The sequence below is a fragment of the Mucilaginibacter sp. genome (genome assembly GCF_041660805.1).
Taxonomy (GTDB): domain Bacteria; phylum Bacteroidota; class Bacteroidia; order Sphingobacteriales; family Sphingobacteriaceae; genus Mucilaginibacter.
The window spans coordinates 48,280-64,663 of sequence record NZ_JBAZVP010000014.1; the positions used below are offsets into that span (position 1 = coordinate 48,280).

Consider the following 16,384-nt stretch of genomic DNA (forward strand, 5'->3'; position numbering starts at 1 on the left):
ATGAGTACCCTTTGGCAAAATATCCAGTATAAAATACAGCAGTCGGGCAGTAAAATACGCCTGCTGATCGGTATTAATGTTATTGTTTTTTTGGCGATAAACGTAACCGCAGTAGTTGAACAATTATTCACCGGCTTTGGTAACAGCGCTATATTGGCTTTTACTAACGAATACCTGCATTTGCCGGCGGCGCTGCCAAAATTATTAACTAGGTTTTGGACGCCCATTACCTATATGTTTATGCATGCCGGTGTGCTGCACATTCTGTTTAACATGCTTTGGCTGTATTGGATGGGCCAGATATTTGAAGAATACCTGGGTAATAAACGCACCATTGGCCTTTACATAGCAGGCGGGCTGGCAGGCGGCTTGCTATTTGTAGCTGCTTATAACCTGCTGCCGGCGTTTACCAACGTAAATGCTGCCGAAAACAGTACGGTAGTGGGTGCATCAGCAAGTGTAATGGCTATTGTGGTTGCCACAGCTACTTTATTGCCCAACTATACTATCTCCTTAATATTTATTGGCCCTGTAAAACTAAAATGGCTGGTGCTGTTTTTGGTGATACTTGATTTTATAATGATAGTAGGCAGCAACCCCGGCGGCGAAATTGCCCACATTGGCGGCGCTTTAATGGGCTTTATCTACATTAAACAATTACAAAGAGGCAATGACTTTTTAGGCGCTATAAATAAGTTGTTTAAGCATGCACAGCCTAAAATGAAAGTAATTACCAACAATAATGCACAAAAAAGATCATCAGGTTTGCCCCGCCAGGATGAGATTGACCGTATATTAGATAAAATATCAGGCACCGGATACGATAGCCTGACCAAGCAGGAAAAAGAAACATTGTTCAGAGCAAGTAACAATAATGAGAGCTAAAAAAAACGGATTAGGCTTTATTGATAAAATACTTTTATACCTGAACTGCCTGCTTTGCCTGGCCCTTTTGTTTAGTTACTTAGCCGGATATGTTGACCCGCGAAAATTTTGGTTGTTCGCCTTTTTTGGGCTGGCTTACCCGCCGCTGTTATTGGCCGCTGTTATTATGGCGGCTTATTGGCTGTTGCGTAAAAGCCGGTATGTGCTGCTCTCCCTTATTACCATAGCAATAGGCTGGAATGTTTTGTTAAATAACATTGGCTTTAGGCTGCCTGCCGATAGCGATAATACGGCAAACAAAAACACCTTAACCTTAATGACCTACAATGTTCATAATTTTAAGCCCTATGGCGCTAATAATGATCTGAACACCAAGCACGAGTTTTTAGAATTAATTAAGCAACAAAACCCTGATATTATTGGCATGCAGGAGTTTTATACCCGCAGGCGCGGGCAGTATAACATGATAGATTCTTTAAAAAGGATCATGAACAGTAACGAATATTACTATGAGCCTTTTGATGCAGTACCGGAAGAATCAATGGGGATGGCTATCTTCTCGAAGTATAAAATATTAGATCATGGCTGGGTTAAATTTCCAAGTGGCACCGGTAACCAGTGCCTTTATGTTGATGTGGAAAAGAACGGTGCTAAATTCAGGATGTACAGCGTACACCTGCAATCTATCCATTTTGAGCCGGAAGACTATAAGTATCTGGGCAGCTTATCAAACAAAGGTAAAACAGATATGCATGCTACCAAACGTTTAGGCACCAAGCTTAAAATTGCATTCATTAAAAGAAGCGAGCAGGTTTTTATTGTAAGAAATCATGCTAAAACCTGCCCTTATCCATACATCATATCAGGCGATTTTAATGATACCCCGGCATCATTCGCGGTTACGCAAATGGCAAAAGGCTTAAAGAATGCCTTTAGTGAAAAAGGCAGCGGCCTGGGCCGTACCTACAACGGCGATTTCCCAAATTACCAGATAGACTTTGTAATGGTTAGTCCGCAGATTGGTGTGAACGATTACCGTATTATCCAAAAGAAACTATCAGATCATTATCCGTTAAAAACCGAGCTTATATTAAATTAACAGATCAATGAAAGTTTGGGTTACGGGATCATCCGGCCAGTTAGGCGCTGCAACGGTGAAGCATTTAAGGCAGTATGGGCACACCGTTCACGGGGTTGATATTATTCCTGCCGATACCACTGATGAACTGCTGGATATAAAAGACAAAGCCGCTGTTGAAGCATCTGCCAAAGGTGTGGACGCCATTATACATACCGCAGCCATCCACGGGAAGCATTATGAGCTTAACTATCCCAGGGAAGCGTTTATTGATACCAATATTTACGGCACGCTTAACCTGTTAAACGCCTGTGTAAAAAACGGGACCGGTAAATTCTTATATACCAGCACCACATCAATATATGGGGGCGCGTTGGTTGATGCTGATAAAGCGGTGTGGGTTGATGAATCACTTATTGAAATGCCCCGTGATATTTACGATATTACCAAGCAAACCGCGGAGCAGCTGTGTAAAGATCTCTTTTATAAAGAGGGCCTGCAAACTTCGGTATACCGTGTGGGCAGGTTTTTGCCTGAGGATGATAACCTGAAGATTAACCACCGCCTTTACCGTGGATTAGATGAACGCGACGGGGCAGAGGCCCTGAGGCTGGCGTTGGGCATTAAATTTGCTGATTTTGAAATATTCAATATCTCCAGCGGGTCGCCATTTAATAAATCAGAAACTGTGTTGTTAAAACATTCGCCAAAGCAGGTAATTCTGCAACACTATCCGCAGGCCGAAGAGGTATACCGGGCAAAAGGCTGGGTATTCCCGCAAACTATTGACCGTGTTTATGTTTGCGACAAGGCCAAAAAACAGCTGGGATATGATCCGCAATACACATTTGCATATTTATTACAACAATAGTCGCCTAAAAGTAGCCATTAACATTACCTATAAACTTCAAATCTAAAAAATCGTAAGTTTGCGCACATGGAACAAAAATTATTTGTTTACAATACTTTAACACGTAAAAAAGAAGAGTTTAAGCCGCTTAATGACCCGCATGTGGGCATGTATGTTTGTGGCCCTACAGTATATAGCGATGTGCATTTAGGCAACTGCCGTACTTTTATTTCTTTCGATTTGATTTTCAGGTACCTGTTACACCTGGGTTACAAGGTGCGCTATGTGCGTAATATTACCGATGCCGGCCATTTGGAGGGCGATAGCGATGAGGGTGAGGATAAGGTATCAAAAAAGGCAAAGATAGCGCAACTGGAGCCAATGGAAATTGTACAGAAATACACTGTTGATTTTCATAACGTAATGCAAATATTTAACGCGTTACCGCCAAGCATTGAGCCTACCGCTACCGGGCATATAATTGAGCAGATAGAAATGGTAAAAGAGATCCTTGCAAAAGGATATGCTTACGAAGAAAATGGATCAGTATATTTTGATGTAGAAAAATATAACGCCACGCAGGATTACGGGATACTGAACGGCCGCAAGCTGGAGGATATGCTGAACAATACCCGCAGTTTAGGCGGGCAGAATGAAAAGCATGGCAAACTTGATTTTGCCCTGTGGATAAAAGCCAAACCGGAGCATTTAATGAAGTGGCCATCGCCCTGGGGCGTAGGTTTCCCGGGCTGGCACCTGGAGTGCTCGGCCATGAGCAATAAATACCTGGGCCATCAATTTGATATACATGGCGGCGGTATTGATCTGATGCCTACACACCATACCAACGAGATAGCACAAAGTGTAGCATGCTGCGGTAAAATTCCGGCATCGTACTGGCTGCACACCAATATGCTTACTATCAACGGGCAAAAAATGTCAAAATCATTAGGTAATAGTTTTTTACCGCATGAGTTGTTTTTGGGCACACACCCGTTGTTAAAAAAGGGTTACAGCCCTATGGTGGTAAGGTTCTTTTTTATGCAGGCGAGCTACCGCAGCACGGTAGATTTTTCAAACGAAGCCATTGAGGCTGCTGAGATATTTTATAAGCGGCTTGCGGAATCTGCCAAAAAATTGGCAACTTTAGAACAAAACACCATTGTAGCTGTTGAGACGGAAGTTGATACGGCGATTAACGAATTTTGTGAAGATTGTTACCGGGGAATGAATGACAATTTTAATTCGCCCAAAACGTTAGAAGCACTAAGCAATTTATCAAAGTGGATAAATTCGTTTGCTGCCAACAGCCGCAATTCCGGCGAGATATCAGCAGAAACGTTCTCAAGAATGAAAAAAACCTACAACGACTTCTTTTTTGATGTTTTAGGTTTAAAGCAGGATGATAACGAAAGCGGTGATACCGGGCAGTTAATGGAACTTATTGTTAAGCTGCGTAACGAAGCCAAAGCAAATAAAGACTATGCCACATCTGATAAGATACGCGAGGGCTTAAAGCAGGCCGGATTCCAGTTAAATGATAACAAACAGGGAACAACCGACTGGGTAAAAATTTAAAAACACACTAAATAGGTATAAGGCAAGCCGGGGTATGCTTGCATTACATCCAATTATTAATATAATGCCCGCTAAATCTATTGCATCATACATGAAAAAATTAATATTAGCTGCAGCTATCATTTCAGCCGGTTTCATAAACCCGGTTTTAGCACAAACAACAACAACACCAACAACAACTGTTGAAGTAAGTAAAGTAGTAAATGCCGAAGAAGAATTTAATAAAGTAGTTGAACGCAAAGGAATCAAAAACGGGTTTTTATCTGTTGCCGATATTGAAGGCGTAGTATTTAAACCACAGGCAATTAAGATCACTGAGTTTTATAGCTCCATTGATAAACAGCCGGGTAAACTAACCTCGCAGCCAAAACTTGCACGTATATCTGCCAACGGCGACCTTGGTTTTACAGCAGGCCCGTATATTTACCAGAACGGTAAAACCGAGGATGATAAAGTATATGGCGATTATCTTTCTGTTTGGAGATTAGATGCTGAGAATAAATTCAAATTGCTGATAAACCTGGGCATACAACACCCGGAGCCTCAGCATGTAACATCAACGGATTTTAAAGAACCTGATCTTTCAAAACAAAAGGCCGCAAGTAAAGAGCTTTTTAACGGTAAAAAAATAATAATGGATAATGATAATATAATGAACCATTCATTAGAATTATCATCGCTTGCGGCTTATAAAGAATTTTTAAGCCCGGAGGCACATTACTATTTCCCCGGTTTTGAACAAATAACCGCTCCGGATAAAATTTTAAAGTTCCTTGATAACGAAGGTATAAGCATCTCTGCCCAAACAACTAATGCAGGCCGTTCAACAAGTAATGATCTGGCTTATAGCTATGGCAAGGCGCGGATTAAAAAGGGCAATATGGTAAACAATTACAACTACGTACGTATTTGGGAAATTGATGCCAAACACAAGTGGAATATCCTGGTAGAAATGTTTTCGACAGTTGAGAACTAAGAAAATTTAAGACTTTCATTAAACAGAAAGAGCCGCAAAATTTGCGGCTCTTTCTGTTGTGTCTATTTTTTGGGAGACACAAAATATTGTGTCTCTACGGGTGGATAGGTTGATCTTAAAATAACTGCTCGATAATATCATTAGCCGAAAGGCCTTCAGCCTCGGCGTGGTAGCTTCTTACTATGCGGTGGCTTAATATAGGCATTGCAACCGCCTGCACATCCTCAATATCCGGCGAATACTTTCCGTTTAATACAGCGTGGCATTTAGCCCCCAGGATAAGGAATTGTGACGCGCGCGGGCCGGCGCCCCAGTTTAACAAACGTTTAACCTGTGGGGTTGCAAATTCGCTGTTAGGCCGCGTTTTGGATACCAGCTTAACCGCGTACTCCAAAACATTATCTGCCACCGGTATATTTCTTACCAATTGCTGAAAGTATATGATCTGCGCGGCGTTTAGCTGCTTATTTATAGTTACCTGATTGGTACTGGTTGTATTTTTAACCACCTGCAGTTCTTCTTTAAAAGAAGGGTAGTTTAAAGCTACGTTAAACATAAACCTATCCAGCTGTGCTTCGGGCAGTGGGTATGTCCCTTCCTGCTCAATTGGGTTTTGCGTAGCCAGTACAAAAAATGGCTGTGCTAACTTGTGGGTAATACCCGCGGCAGTAACCGCTTTTTCCTGCATGGCCTCTAAAAGCGCGGCCTGTGTTTTTGGCGGGGTGCGGTTAATTTCATCAGCCAGGATAATGTTTGCGAAAACCGGGCCGGGTATAAATTTAAAATTACGGTCTTCGCCTAAGATCTCTGATCCTATAATATCAGATGGCATTAGGTCTGGCGTAAATTGTATGCGTTTAAAATCAAGATCCAACACCTGTGCAACAGTTTGTACCAGCAGCGTTTTTGCAAGGCCGGGTACACCAACCAGCAGGCAATGCCCGTTACTGAAAATAGATATCAGCACAAACTTTACTACCTCATCCTGGCCAATAATAACCTTTCCAATTTCTGCACGAATTTGCTGATAGGCATGCTTTAAGGCATCAGCAGCTTCTACATCTGAGCGGTGTTGCATATATAATTATTGTGGGTTAGCAGCCTCTGCGGTGGTGGTTGTGGGGGTTATCCAACCTTTTAGCGGCGGGCATTGCTGATATTCAGGGTCAATTTTAATAAAAGTTTCTTTTCTGCGTTTTTCAAACCACTGGCTTACAGTACGGTTAAGCTTATCAGACATTGCTTCGTCTCTCAACTTGGCAAAATCCTGTGTAAGATTAGCTTTATGCGCATCGGTAACAGATTTTAAATATAAAATTTTGTAGCTTTTTTTACCGCTTTGTGCATCGGTAAATAATTGCGGCTGTGATATCTGGCCAACCTTCATGGTATCGGTAATCAGCGCAACCTGTGGGTCAAGCTTATCGGTAGGGATATATGTTGTACGGGTTTGTACATTGTCAGCATTTAACATCATACCGCCATTGTACTTGGTTTCGTTATCATCAGAGAAAACAGAAGCAGCGTTTGAGAAATCAAACTTCTTCATGCCTTTCATAACTTTATAAACACTATCTGCAGTAGTTTTTGAGCGGTCTAAACTTGCCTGGGTAAGCGCGGGTATAATTAATACGTGGCGCACATGCACCTGCTCACCGCGGCGCTCAATAACCTGTAAAAAGTGGAAACCAAAGTCAGTTTCAAACACAGGCGAAAGTTCACCGGTCTTTAATTTAAAGGCATTAGCGGCAAATTCTTTCACGTAAGTGGTACGGTCAGCAAAACCCAGGTCGCCACCTTCAACTGCCGATTGCGGATCTTGTGAGTATGACCTGGCAATGGTACCAAAGTCTTCGCCTTTTTTAACACGGGCCCTTAGCTCTTCGGCCTTTTCTTTATAGAATTGTTTTTCATCCTTATTCAGTTTTGGGGAGAAAACTATTTCACCAACCTCAACCTCTTTGTTAAAAGAGCGGATGCTGTCTTTTTTTAAGCTCTCAAAATAGTTTTTAACATCCTGCGGGGTTGTGTTCACCTTTTCGGTGATCTTTTGCCTCATGCGCTGTGCAATCAACGACTCCTTAATATCCGGGCGAAGCTCATCTTTATACTGGATAATTGAACGGCCTAAAAACGATTCCAGTTTTTCCTGGCCACCTGCGCGTTGCATGAATGAACGCATACGGCGCTCAATATCAGCATCAACTTCTTCGTCTTTAACCGTAACACTATCAATAATAGCCTGTTGGGCCAATAGTTTTTGGGTAAGCTTATTTTGTAAAATAATACATTTAAAAGCAGGGTTTGGCTGCTGGCCGCTTACCAGGTATTGCGCGTACTCTAACTCAATATCAGATTGCAGTATAACACTTGCGCCAACTACAGCAGCAATTTTATCAATAGTACGTTTTTCCTGCGCGTGAGCTACAGACAGGATCAGTAAAATATTTAGAATGGATAGCCCTAATTTTCTCATGAATTTATTGAAATAATAATACGGGTGTTTAGTCCGTTAAAAATGCAAATTTCGGTAAAATTTATTAATAATAATGTATAATTAACCCGTTGTGCGAATATGCTGATAATGCTTCAACTGGTTTACTTACTTTTGGTTAAAAAATGTTAAATATGAAAGTTGATAACCCGCAAGCCTTCCGTTTTATTATGCAGGATGAAATATATTTGCTTGATAAGGATAAAGGGGTAAAAAACATACCATCAACAGAAAATATCTCCGTAAACGATCCCCCTGCAGTTACCCAACCAATTGTAGAAACGCCGCAAATTACTTTTAATTATCTGGGCGATAATAATAAGCGTTTTGTGATACTGGTGAATTATGCTGCCGAAGAATTTATAGCCGCCGCGCACTTAACCGCGCTTGAAAACATCCTAAAACGCAAAGACCTGGCTATAGCAGATGTGGCTATATTTAATACCCATACCTACCCGGGCATCGGCATACAACAAATAACCGGATACTTTAATCCCGAAAAGTTATTGGTGCTTGGCGCGCAAGCTTTACCCGCGGGCATTGATAAGCTAACGCTTAACGAGCCGGTACCGGTTGGAAGTTACACCGCGCTATACAGTTTTAGCTTTGATGAAATGATGGATAGCAACGATAACAAAAAGGCTTTTTGGGAACAAATGAAAAAACTATAACATGCAGCAATTAGTATTTGCAACCAATAACAAACACAAGCTGGAAGAAGTAGCCGCCAAGCTAAACGGTAAAATTAACCTGCTTAGTTTAGACGATATTGGCTGCCATGAAGATATTGCCGAAACCGGCCAAACCTTTGCCGAAAACGCGTCAATAAAAAGCAGGTATATTTATGATAAATACCAGCTCAGTTGTTTTGGTGACGATAGTGGTTTGGAGATTAACGCGCTAAATAACGAGCCGGGAATTTATTCGGCGCGGTATGCGGGGGTACATGGTAACCACCAGGCTAATATTGATAAAGTACTGGATAAGCTAAAAGGAAGTAATAACCGCAAGGCCCGGTTCCGTACCGTAATATCATTGATATGGGACGGCGAAGAGCATTTTTTTGAAGGCACGGTAGAAGGGACCATCCGCCATGAGCTAAGCGGAACAGATGGTTTTGGCTATGACCCTATTTTTGAGCCCGATGGTTACGAGATCACCTTTGCCGAAATGAGCATGGACGAAAAGAACCGCATCAGTCACCGGGGCAGGGCAATGGATCAGCTCATCACATTTTTAAACGCCCGGGCAAATTCATAACAGGAGGCTCCGATGGAGCCCGGAGATTATTTGCATGTTTTCTATAAACACTTAACCCTTTGCAGTATAAAGGGTAGCCCTTAACAGGGCAAAATGTTGCGGCGGTTATTTCTACAAAGCGGTTACCCCGCTGGGGTATTTTATTGTTATTGCTAAATATTCTAATAATGTTCTGTAGGATCTAACCCTTTGCAGTATAAAGGGTAGCCCTTAACAGGGCAAAATGTTGCGGCGGTTATTTCTACAAAGCGGTTACCCCGCTGGGGTATTTGTTGTTATTGTTAAATATTCTAATAATGTTCCGTAGGAACTAACGCTTTGTAGAAAAGGGAACAACAATTTCTTTGCTCCGTTAGGAGCTACCCTTTCAGAGTTATATCCGGTGTTTATTAAATAATGTTCTGTAGGAATTAATGCTTTGTAGTATAACGGGCAGCCCTTAACAGGGCAAAATATTGCGGCGGTTGTTTTCTACAAAGCGGTTACCCCGCTGGGGTATTTATTATTTTTATTAAATACTTCTAATAATGTTCCGTAGGAACTAACGCTTTGTAGAAAAGGAAACAACAATTTCTTTGCTCCGTTAGGAGCTACCCTTTCAGAGTTATATCCGGTGTTTATTAAATAATGTTCTGTAGGAATTAATGCTTTGTAGTATAACGGGCAGCCCTTAACAGGGCAAAATATTGCGGCGGTTGTTTTCTACAAAGCGGTTACCCCGCTGGGGTATTTATTATTTTTATTAAATACTTCTAATAATGTTCCGTAGGAACTAACGCTTTGTAGAAAAAGGAAACAACAATTTCTTTGCTCCGTTAGGAGCTACCCTTTCAGAGTATATCTAGTTGTCTTTGAATTGTCTCGTCCATAGGAGCCTCCTTACAAAATATTAAGGCTTCTTTTTAACAGCTACCGAATCTTTTTTGGGCTTGGTTACCGGTAAAGCTTTATTGGTTACCGAATCTTTTTTAATAACCGGCGGCGTAGTTTTTACACCTGTCGAATCTTTTTTGGTTTCGATAGCAGGTGATGTTCTTACATCTGTCTTGTCTTTTTTGGCATTAATAGCAGGCGGCGTAGCTTTCACACCTGCCGAATCCCGTTTTATAACCGGCGTTGATTTTACGTCTGTCGAATCGTCGCCTGTTGTTAAGGGCGTTTCCCGGCTTGATGTGCTGTCTCCTGCCATTTCACCTTTTGCAGGCCGGGCATTACCTGCCCCTGGCTTTTTAACCGCCCCCGGTTTTGGTCTTGGTGCAGGAGGGTTATGCTTTCGGCCGTACGATGGCAGGATAGATTCTTTTGATATTGGCCTTTCTTTTGGCTTCCATAGAAAGCCCTTCAATATCCGTTCTTCCTCGGTAAACTTGCCTAAGCCTGCGTATTTATGATCCGGCTGAATTAAAAAGGTAATATTTTGTGCCGAATTATTTTTGAAGCGGATACGCATGCGGCTGCTCAATGACCGTTGCATTTCTTTTACCTGTAGGCTGTCGCGCACAAAATATATACTTTCGGCGTTGCCGGTTACATACATCCGGTCCAGCTTATCACTCTTAAAATATCCCTTCATCCGCTTGCCCGCTATCTGGTTAAAATGTAGCGAATCCTTTTTCTCAATATTTACGATCAGTGCGGATGGGAACATATCCAGGTTGTCCAGCTTTTTATTCCTCATCTGCATATATATGGTATCGCCCGATAATTGCGAGCCTTGCGTCCATATAATAGGGTCGATATAACAACGGATAGTAGAGTCGCTGTAGCTGTAGAACATGGAGTCGGCCTTGGCCTGCAGGTCAGATTTAAACAGCTTGGCATGATGGTGCGCTATTACTATCCTTACCCTTGCCGTATCGCTCAAAACAACCTTTTTGTAGGGCCTTATTTCCGGCTCATTATCTGCGGGATCAGGCTCGGGTTTTCTTTGCGGGGCCTTAGCTTTTGCAACGGCAGGTTTAGGCTTGCCAAAAATATCACGGTGAAACATTGTGCTGTCCACTTTGAATTTGGGATAGGTAGCCGTTAACAATTTAGAAGATTTGGAAGGCTTTGCATCTGTCACCGGCTTTTTAACCTTGGCTGTGGTATCGCGTATCCTTGATAACCGCAGGTTTTCCAGCATGATCTTGTAATTTTTAAACGTCATGATCTGGGTCTCCAGTGTATCGGCAGAGATATAAACAGAATCCTTTTTAACCTTCTCTTTTGCAGGCTTACTTTTATCAAGGGTATCCTGTGCCGGCGTTTTAAGCTGCGGCATTGATAATGCTTTTACGGGCATCGTACCTGCCGGGGGCTTAAGCTTAATTACGGTATCCTTTGCCAGCGTTTTAAGTTGTGGCATTGATAATGATTTTGCCGCATTGGTAACCGCAGGCGGCACTTTTATAGTGGTATCTTTAGTGAGCGTTTTAAGCTGCGGCATAGCTAACGACTTAACCGAAACGCTGCCCACATTTGGTAAACTCACAGAAGCATCTTTAGCCGCCGGCTTAACCACCTTTGCGGTTTTGCTCTTAGCAACAGAATCCGCTTTGAGCGTGCTATCTGCTTTGGCGGTAGTATCTTTTTCTTCGGTAACAATAATTACGTAGGGGTCCTGGGTTACAATGGTTTTTTCATCGGCTTTAAAATAAGTGGCCAGGTCGCCCTTCATCGTTATCTTTTGCTCCGTATCGGTAAATACAACATGCTTTACCGCACGGCCATAGCCTTTTATCTTGTCATAAAATAAGCTGTCGCCCTTCATTTGTTTGGTGCCCTGTTTGTACAGATTGTTCTTCCCAAAAAAGGCTTGTTCGGTTACGGTATTGTATAAACCGTTCTCGGTATACAGCGTGTCTTTCTTGTCTTTGGTATCATAAATGTTCGATGGCCCTAAAAAGTAGGAGATCCGGCTTGCCGTGCTGTAACGCAGGGTATCCGTTTTTATCAAAGCATCGGGCGTAACCAAAACCACATTGTACCTAAAGTAAGCATCGCGCGATTTCGCAAAATAGTAACCGTTTTTGCTGGTGAGTACGTTCTCTTTATTAACCAGTTTGCCACCGCCGGTGTAGGTACCAATACGGGTTGCGGTGTTATAAGTTAAATAGTTGGTGGTTAAAATGGCGTCTTTATCAATCATCCGCACATTATCTGTAAGGATGGCTACCTTAGTATTACCGTTGTAATTAAGCTTATCCGAATAAATATTCAGCGTATCGCCCTGGGTAATATTCACATGGCCAAAGGCATCAAAGGCATTTTTTTGAGGGTAAAAGTAGGCACTGTCAGATCGCATGATAGAGTAATCCTGCTTAAACGTACCCTGATAGACCTTAATAACGTCTTCCCCATTAATTTTAATGGTTTCACTTCTGTCAGATCTTACTAATATTACGACAGACTTTTTCTGGGCCATTGCGGCAAAAGTGAGCAGTACCAGGAATAAGCTTAAAAAGTATTTTATCACGATAGCAAAATTAGTTTTTTGCGGGGGTTATTAAATTAATAATTTTGGCTTATGCTTCCTGTTAAACAGTTTGTTGAATTTATTGAAAAAAATAAATTATTTGTGCCTGGTAATAAAATACTGGCGGCTGTTAGCGGCGGCATGGATTCTGTTTTAATGGCACATTTATTAAAGGCGGCCGGTTATAATTTTGGCATAGCACATTGCAATTTTATGTTACGCGGCCCCGAATCACTGGCCGAACAGGAATTTACCCGCAGCCTTGCACAACAACTGGGCGTAAGCTTTCATACTACAAATTTTGATACTAAAGATTACGCCGCTGTTCACAAAATATCTATCCAGATGGCAGCGCGCGAGCTTAGGTATGAATGGTTTGGCCACCTCTGTAAAACAGAAGGTTACCAGGTAATTTCTCTTGCACACCATCAAAACGATAGTATTGAAACAATATTGTTAAACCTTACAAGGGGTACAGGCATTGCCGGTTTGCATGGTATTTTACCTGTAAACGGGCAATTAGTGCGGCCCCTGCTGTTCCTGACCAGGGCCGATATACTGACCATTATTGAGCAGGAAGGTTTAGCCTTTGTGGAGGATAGCTCCAACTCGTCGGTTAAATACGCCCGCAATAAAATAAGGCACCAGGTTGTGCCTTTGCTAAAGGAACTAAACCCATCCATCGAAGCTACCTTTGAGAATAACCTGAAGCATTTTCGTGATATGGAGATATTGCTGAACCAAAAGGTGGAGGAGTTACAGAAGGAATTGCTGGTTTTTCATGACGATGAAGTACACATTTCTTTAGATGATATTAAAAAGCTGAACCCACAGCGCCTGTTGCTTTTTAAGCTGCTGCAATCCTATAATTTTACCGATACCGTTATTGATGACCTGATCTCGGCTTTAGATAAGCATTCGGGCCGGGTGTTTGAAAATGCTGATTTTACTCTGGTTGTTGATCGTGGTAAGGTAATTATCAGTAAAAGAACTACACCGCAGGATGATCGCATCGAAATTAGTGACACTGACAGCCATATAACCTACAGGGACTACAAGCTTAATTTGCTGCATGATGATAGTCCGCTTATTGTTAAGGATAACCCGATGGCGGTTTCTGTCGATTCGGAATTGCTGGTTTACCCCTTAACTGTTAGAGCATGGGAGCAGGGCGATCATTTTTACCCGCTGGGGATGAAAACCCGCAAAAAACTAAGCGACTTTTTTATTAATGAGAAAATTCCGCTGAACCGGAAAAACGAATTGCCTATTCTGATAAACGGCAACGGCGACATTATTTGGATAGGCGGCTACCGTTTAAGCGAAAGGTACAAAGTAAATGATAACACTAAAAAAGTTACTATATTCGAATTGATAAAATTATGAGCGATAAACCCGTTTTTGTAGAAAAACAGTACCTGGGCAGGGAATGGATACCTATTACCATCCGCCTTGTTTTGGCCATGTTTTGTTTCGCGGCTTATTTTTTTACCGATGAGCGCGAACGTAACGGCGACCTGCTTGCTGTTGTTGGCTTCGTAATTATTACCATATCAATCATAATGGGTTTCCTGCTGCATTTTAAAACAGTGGTAACCAACAAAAGCGTGGTGCTTGACGGCCTATGGACAACCCGCCGTGTAAAAATCGACTTAAATAGTATTGTTAAAGCGGAGAAGGGCACTTATAGCCGCTACCTGTTTAATAACCCAGTTTATAACCTGCACACCAAAGGCACTATCCGGTTTTATACTGCCGGAAACGAGGCCATCCACCTGACAGATCGTGACGGTTTGCTCTACATCATAGGCTCGCAACAGGCCAATGAGTTTTTGAGAGCCGTAAAAGAAGAAATGAAAGGGTAGTTTGGTGCGATATATAATTTACCCCGCTGTTTGTGTCCTCACAAACAGTTGCATTCGGCGACTTGCCTAAAGATTTTGGTGAGGACACCAAAATACGGAGTTGATTTGCGATATATAATTTACCATGCCGTCGCTCGGCTCCTGCCGAGTGACAACTATTATAAGGCCTCCGGCCGCCTTTAAAAACAATATTGCTTATATACTGCAGCGGGACGCCGCATAATAACGGTCACTCGGCTGGAGCCGAGCGACAAGATTTTTTCTTTTAAACCTTCTTTCTCTGTAAGAGAAAGGATAGTTTAATGCGTTTTATAGCTCGCCAGATCTGTATAAATATTACGGAAGGAACTACGCAGGCCAAAGGTGATCATACTTGATTTATCCAGAAAGGTGCTGCCGTTTTTTTCATTGCGAATTATACCGCCAAGCTCTAAACGGAGGTTGTATTTAGGATTAAGCAGGTAAGCGATTTTGCCTTGCACATAAACCATGTTGGTGGTTAAGCCCTGGCCTATATAGTTGCCAAATTCCTGTACCGGTTCGCGGTATGATAAGAAGATATCCTTGCCGTAGTTTTGGTTATTAATATCCAAACCATAATGACCGTAATCCAACTCGCCCGAAAAATCAAAGCGTTTATATGAGTAGCTCAGTAAACCAACAAACTCACGGAAGTTGGCGCCCCATGGGTGTGCAAGCGGTTCGCTGTTGGCCGAGTAGCTCAGTATTGATGACCGCTCCGAATAGGTGTACGGCTTAACATTATTGGTCTCGACAAGGTAATTCAAGCCTTTTATCTTAAACAGGTTTGCTCCCCTTAAACCCAGCTGGAAACCAAATTTATTGCGTGAACTGCCTTTGTTTGAGAAAAAGTTTTTGGCCTCAAACTCATCTAACGAGAACTGCCCGTAAGCGGTAATGCCATCAGTTAGCTTGTATTTACTGGTGAAGCCTATCAGCGCATTATCCGGCGAGCCGTTTGATGCCTCAACGGGCCTTAAAAATATTACCGGGTTTATGTAGCTAAAATCAAAACCGCGCTTGTGGCCTTTGTCGTCCGTATCGGCCCATATTACCGAATCAAAAAAGCCAAAGGACAGGCGGTTACTTACGTTCCAGTCCAGGTAGTGAAAAATGCCCCATTTTTTCCTGTCGATGAACTGGTCGCTGGTTGATGCAGGGTCTGCAAAATATCCCCACATGGCCATATATTTTACATTGCCTAAGTTGGCGGTTAACTTCAAGAATGGATAGGGACTGGCATAATCTGATAATAGCACCGACCGGTAGCCATCGCCAACAAAAGTTTTATCGCGGCCGGCAGATATATTTAAATACTTGTTAGGCGTGTATGATGCTACCGCGGTAATGTACTGCCAGTCGTACACATCATGGGCGCTGTTGGCATACCTGCCATAAGCCTGGCCCGGTATAATACCAACCTGGTTAACGTAAGTTGCCAAATAGGGCGCAAACGTAGCCCGGTTAATATAACCCGCGGCATAGTAAGAGAACTTTTTACCTACACTGCCGCCAAATTGCAAACCTAACGAGCTTAAATAGGTGTTTTTCCTGTTTGAAAAATCACGGCCTATGTTAAAATCAGGGAGGAGGTCTGTATAGAAGGTGGAGTTGGCGCGGTTAACTTCAACCAGGTGCCCGTTAAATAATTTATTAAAGCTGCTGTTGCCCGCAGTGCCGCTGCCATAGTTCATTAATGAATCATAATGGAACCGGAGCAGGGAATCATCAGCAAAAAAAGGTTTTAATGAGCTGTGTACACGGGTTTTGGTAGAATAAACGTCAGCATCCAGTTTTTGATAGAACTGGTAAGAGTATGGCTGATACACAGATTGCGACCGGGCAGCACCAACAACAAACAAAAATAACGCAATGCTGATTAAAAGTTTCTTCATATAAATTATACAGGACGAATTATTT

General features: G+C 42.3%; 13 protein-coding genes. 9 read left to right on the forward strand and 4 right to left on the reverse strand.

The window, feature by feature from the left end:
• The 5 genes from WC743_RS17175 (at position 1) to WC743_RS17195 (ending at position 5,367) form a co-directional block, all read left to right on the forward strand.
• Positions 1-885: a rhomboid family intramembrane serine protease gene (locus WC743_RS17175; RefSeq protein ID WP_373013843.1), complete on the forward strand. Its 885-nt coding sequence runs from the start codon at positions 1-3 to the stop codon at positions 883-885.
• Positions 875-1,984: an endonuclease/exonuclease/phosphatase family protein gene (locus tag WC743_RS17180; RefSeq protein WP_373013845.1), complete on the forward strand. Its 1,110-nt coding sequence runs from the start codon at positions 875-877 to the stop codon at positions 1,982-1,984. The genes WC743_RS17175 and WC743_RS17180 overlap by 11 nt, the downstream gene beginning before the upstream one ends.
• Positions 1,985-1,991: 7 nt before the next feature.
• Positions 1,992-2,834, forward strand: a complete 843-nt coding sequence (locus tag WC743_RS17185; RefSeq protein ID WP_373013847.1) for an NAD-dependent epimerase/dehydratase family protein — start codon at positions 1,992-1,994, stop codon at positions 2,832-2,834.
• A gap of 66 nt (positions 2,835-2,900) precedes the next feature.
• On the forward strand, positions 2,901-4,391 hold the full coding sequence (gene cysS / locus WC743_RS17190) for a cysteine--tRNA ligase (RefSeq protein ID WP_373013849.1): 1,491 nt from the start codon (positions 2,901-2,903) through the stop codon (positions 4,389-4,391).
• A gap of 91 nt (positions 4,392-4,482) precedes the next feature.
• Positions 4,483-5,367 carry a hypothetical protein gene (locus WC743_RS17195; protein ID WP_373013851.1) on the forward strand — a complete coding sequence of 295 codons (885 nt, stop codon included), beginning with the start codon at positions 4,483-4,485 and terminating at the stop codon, positions 5,365-5,367.
• 115 nt (positions 5,368-5,482) lie between these two features.
• Here WC743_RS17195 and WC743_RS17200 read toward each other — a convergent pair whose 3' ends face one another.
• Together WC743_RS17200 and WC743_RS17205 are read right to left on the reverse strand one after the other, a co-directional pair.
• Entirely contained in the window at positions 5,483-6,445 is a 963-nt protein-coding gene (locus WC743_RS17200) for an AAA family ATPase (protein WP_373013852.1), read from the reverse strand.
• A 6-nt stretch (positions 6,446-6,451) separates the two neighbouring features.
• The gene (locus tag WC743_RS17205) at positions 6,452-7,843 is read right to left on the reverse strand and encodes a peptidylprolyl isomerase (protein WP_373013854.1); all 1,392 of its coding nucleotides are present in this window, start codon (positions 7,841-7,843) and stop codon (positions 6,452-6,454) included.
• A gap of 152 nt (positions 7,844-7,995) precedes the next feature.
• Here WC743_RS17205 and WC743_RS17210 point away from each other — a divergent pair, with 152 nt between their 5' ends.
• Positions 7,996-8,532 (forward strand): hypothetical protein, encoded by a 537-nt coding sequence (locus tag WC743_RS17210; protein WP_373013856.1) that lies wholly within the window; start codon positions 7,996-7,998, stop codon positions 8,530-8,532.
• 1 nt (position 8,533) lies between these two features.
• Positions 8,534-9,121, forward strand: coding sequence for a non-canonical purine NTP diphosphatase (locus tag WC743_RS17215; RefSeq protein WP_373013858.1), 588 nt, complete (start codon positions 8,534-8,536; stop codon positions 9,119-9,121).
• An 889-nt stretch (positions 9,122-10,010) separates the two neighbouring features.
• On the opposite strand, the gene WC743_RS17220 is transcribed toward WC743_RS17215, so the two are convergent.
• Positions 10,011-12,578: an OstA-like protein gene (locus WC743_RS17220; RefSeq protein WP_373013860.1), complete on the reverse strand. Its 2,568-nt coding sequence runs from the start codon at positions 12,576-12,578 to the stop codon at positions 10,011-10,013.
• A 51-nt stretch (positions 12,579-12,629) separates the two neighbouring features.
• On the opposite strand from WC743_RS17220, the gene tilS reads away from it, so the two are divergent.
• Both tilS and WC743_RS17230 read left to right on the forward strand, forming a co-directional pair.
• Positions 12,630-13,964 carry a tRNA lysidine(34) synthetase TilS gene (tilS, locus tag WC743_RS17225; RefSeq protein ID WP_373013862.1) on the forward strand — a complete coding sequence of 445 codons (1,335 nt, stop codon included), beginning with the start codon at positions 12,630-12,632 and terminating at the stop codon, positions 13,962-13,964.
• Positions 13,961-14,443: a hypothetical protein gene (locus tag WC743_RS17230; RefSeq protein WP_373013864.1), complete on the forward strand. Its 483-nt coding sequence runs from the start codon at positions 13,961-13,963 to the stop codon at positions 14,441-14,443. Before tilS ends, WC743_RS17230 begins: the two co-directional genes overlap by 4 nt.
• A 299-nt stretch (positions 14,444-14,742) precedes the next feature.
• Here WC743_RS17230 and WC743_RS17235 read toward each other — a convergent pair whose 3' ends face one another.
• Complete coding sequence (locus WC743_RS17235; protein ID WP_373013866.1) at positions 14,743-16,359, reverse strand: gliding motility protein RemB; 1,617 nt, start codon at positions 16,357-16,359, stop codon at positions 14,743-14,745.
• Positions 16,360-16,384 lie beyond the last annotated feature (25 nt).

Bases quoted from the DNA above. Each gene is read 5' to 3' on its own strand.
- WC743_RS17230 (WP_373013864.1), top strand. From the start codon at position 13,961: ATGAGCGATAAACCCGTTTTTGTAGAAAAACAGTACCTGGGCAGGGAA.
- WC743_RS17185 (WP_373013847.1), top strand. From the start codon at position 1,992: ATGAAAGTTTGGGTTACGGGATCATCCGGCCAGTTAGGCGCTGCAACG.
- WC743_RS17175 (WP_373013843.1), top strand. From the start codon at position 1: ATGAGTACCCTTTGGCAAAATATCCAGTATAAAATACAGCAGTCGGGC.
- tilS (WP_373013862.1), top strand. From the start codon at position 12,630: ATGCTTCCTGTTAAACAGTTTGTTGAATTTATTGAAAAAAATAAATTA.
- WC743_RS17215 (WP_373013858.1), top strand. From the start codon at position 8,534: ATGCAGCAATTAGTATTTGCAACCAATAACAAACACAAGCTGGAAGAA.
- WC743_RS17180 (WP_373013845.1), top strand. From the start codon at position 875: ATGAGAGCTAAAAAAAACGGATTAGGCTTTATTGATAAAATACTTTTA.
- WC743_RS17210 (WP_373013856.1), top strand. From the start codon at position 7,996: ATGAAAGTTGATAACCCGCAAGCCTTCCGTTTTATTATGCAGGATGAA.
- cysS (WP_373013849.1), top strand. From the start codon at position 2,901: ATGGAACAAAAATTATTTGTTTACAATACTTTAACACGTAAAAAAGAA.
- WC743_RS17235 (WP_373013866.1), bottom strand. From the start codon at position 16,359: ATGAAGAAACTTTTAATCAGCATTGCGTTATTTTTGTTTGTTGTTGGT.
- WC743_RS17205 (WP_373013854.1), bottom strand. From the start codon at position 7,843: ATGAGAAAATTAGGGCTATCCATTCTAAATATTTTACTGATCCTGTCT.
- WC743_RS17200 (WP_373013852.1), bottom strand. From the start codon at position 6,445: ATGCAACACCGCTCAGATGTAGAAGCTGCTGATGCCTTAAAGCATGCC.
- WC743_RS17195 (WP_373013851.1), top strand. From the start codon at position 4,483: ATGAAAAAATTAATATTAGCTGCAGCTATCATTTCAGCCGGTTTCATA.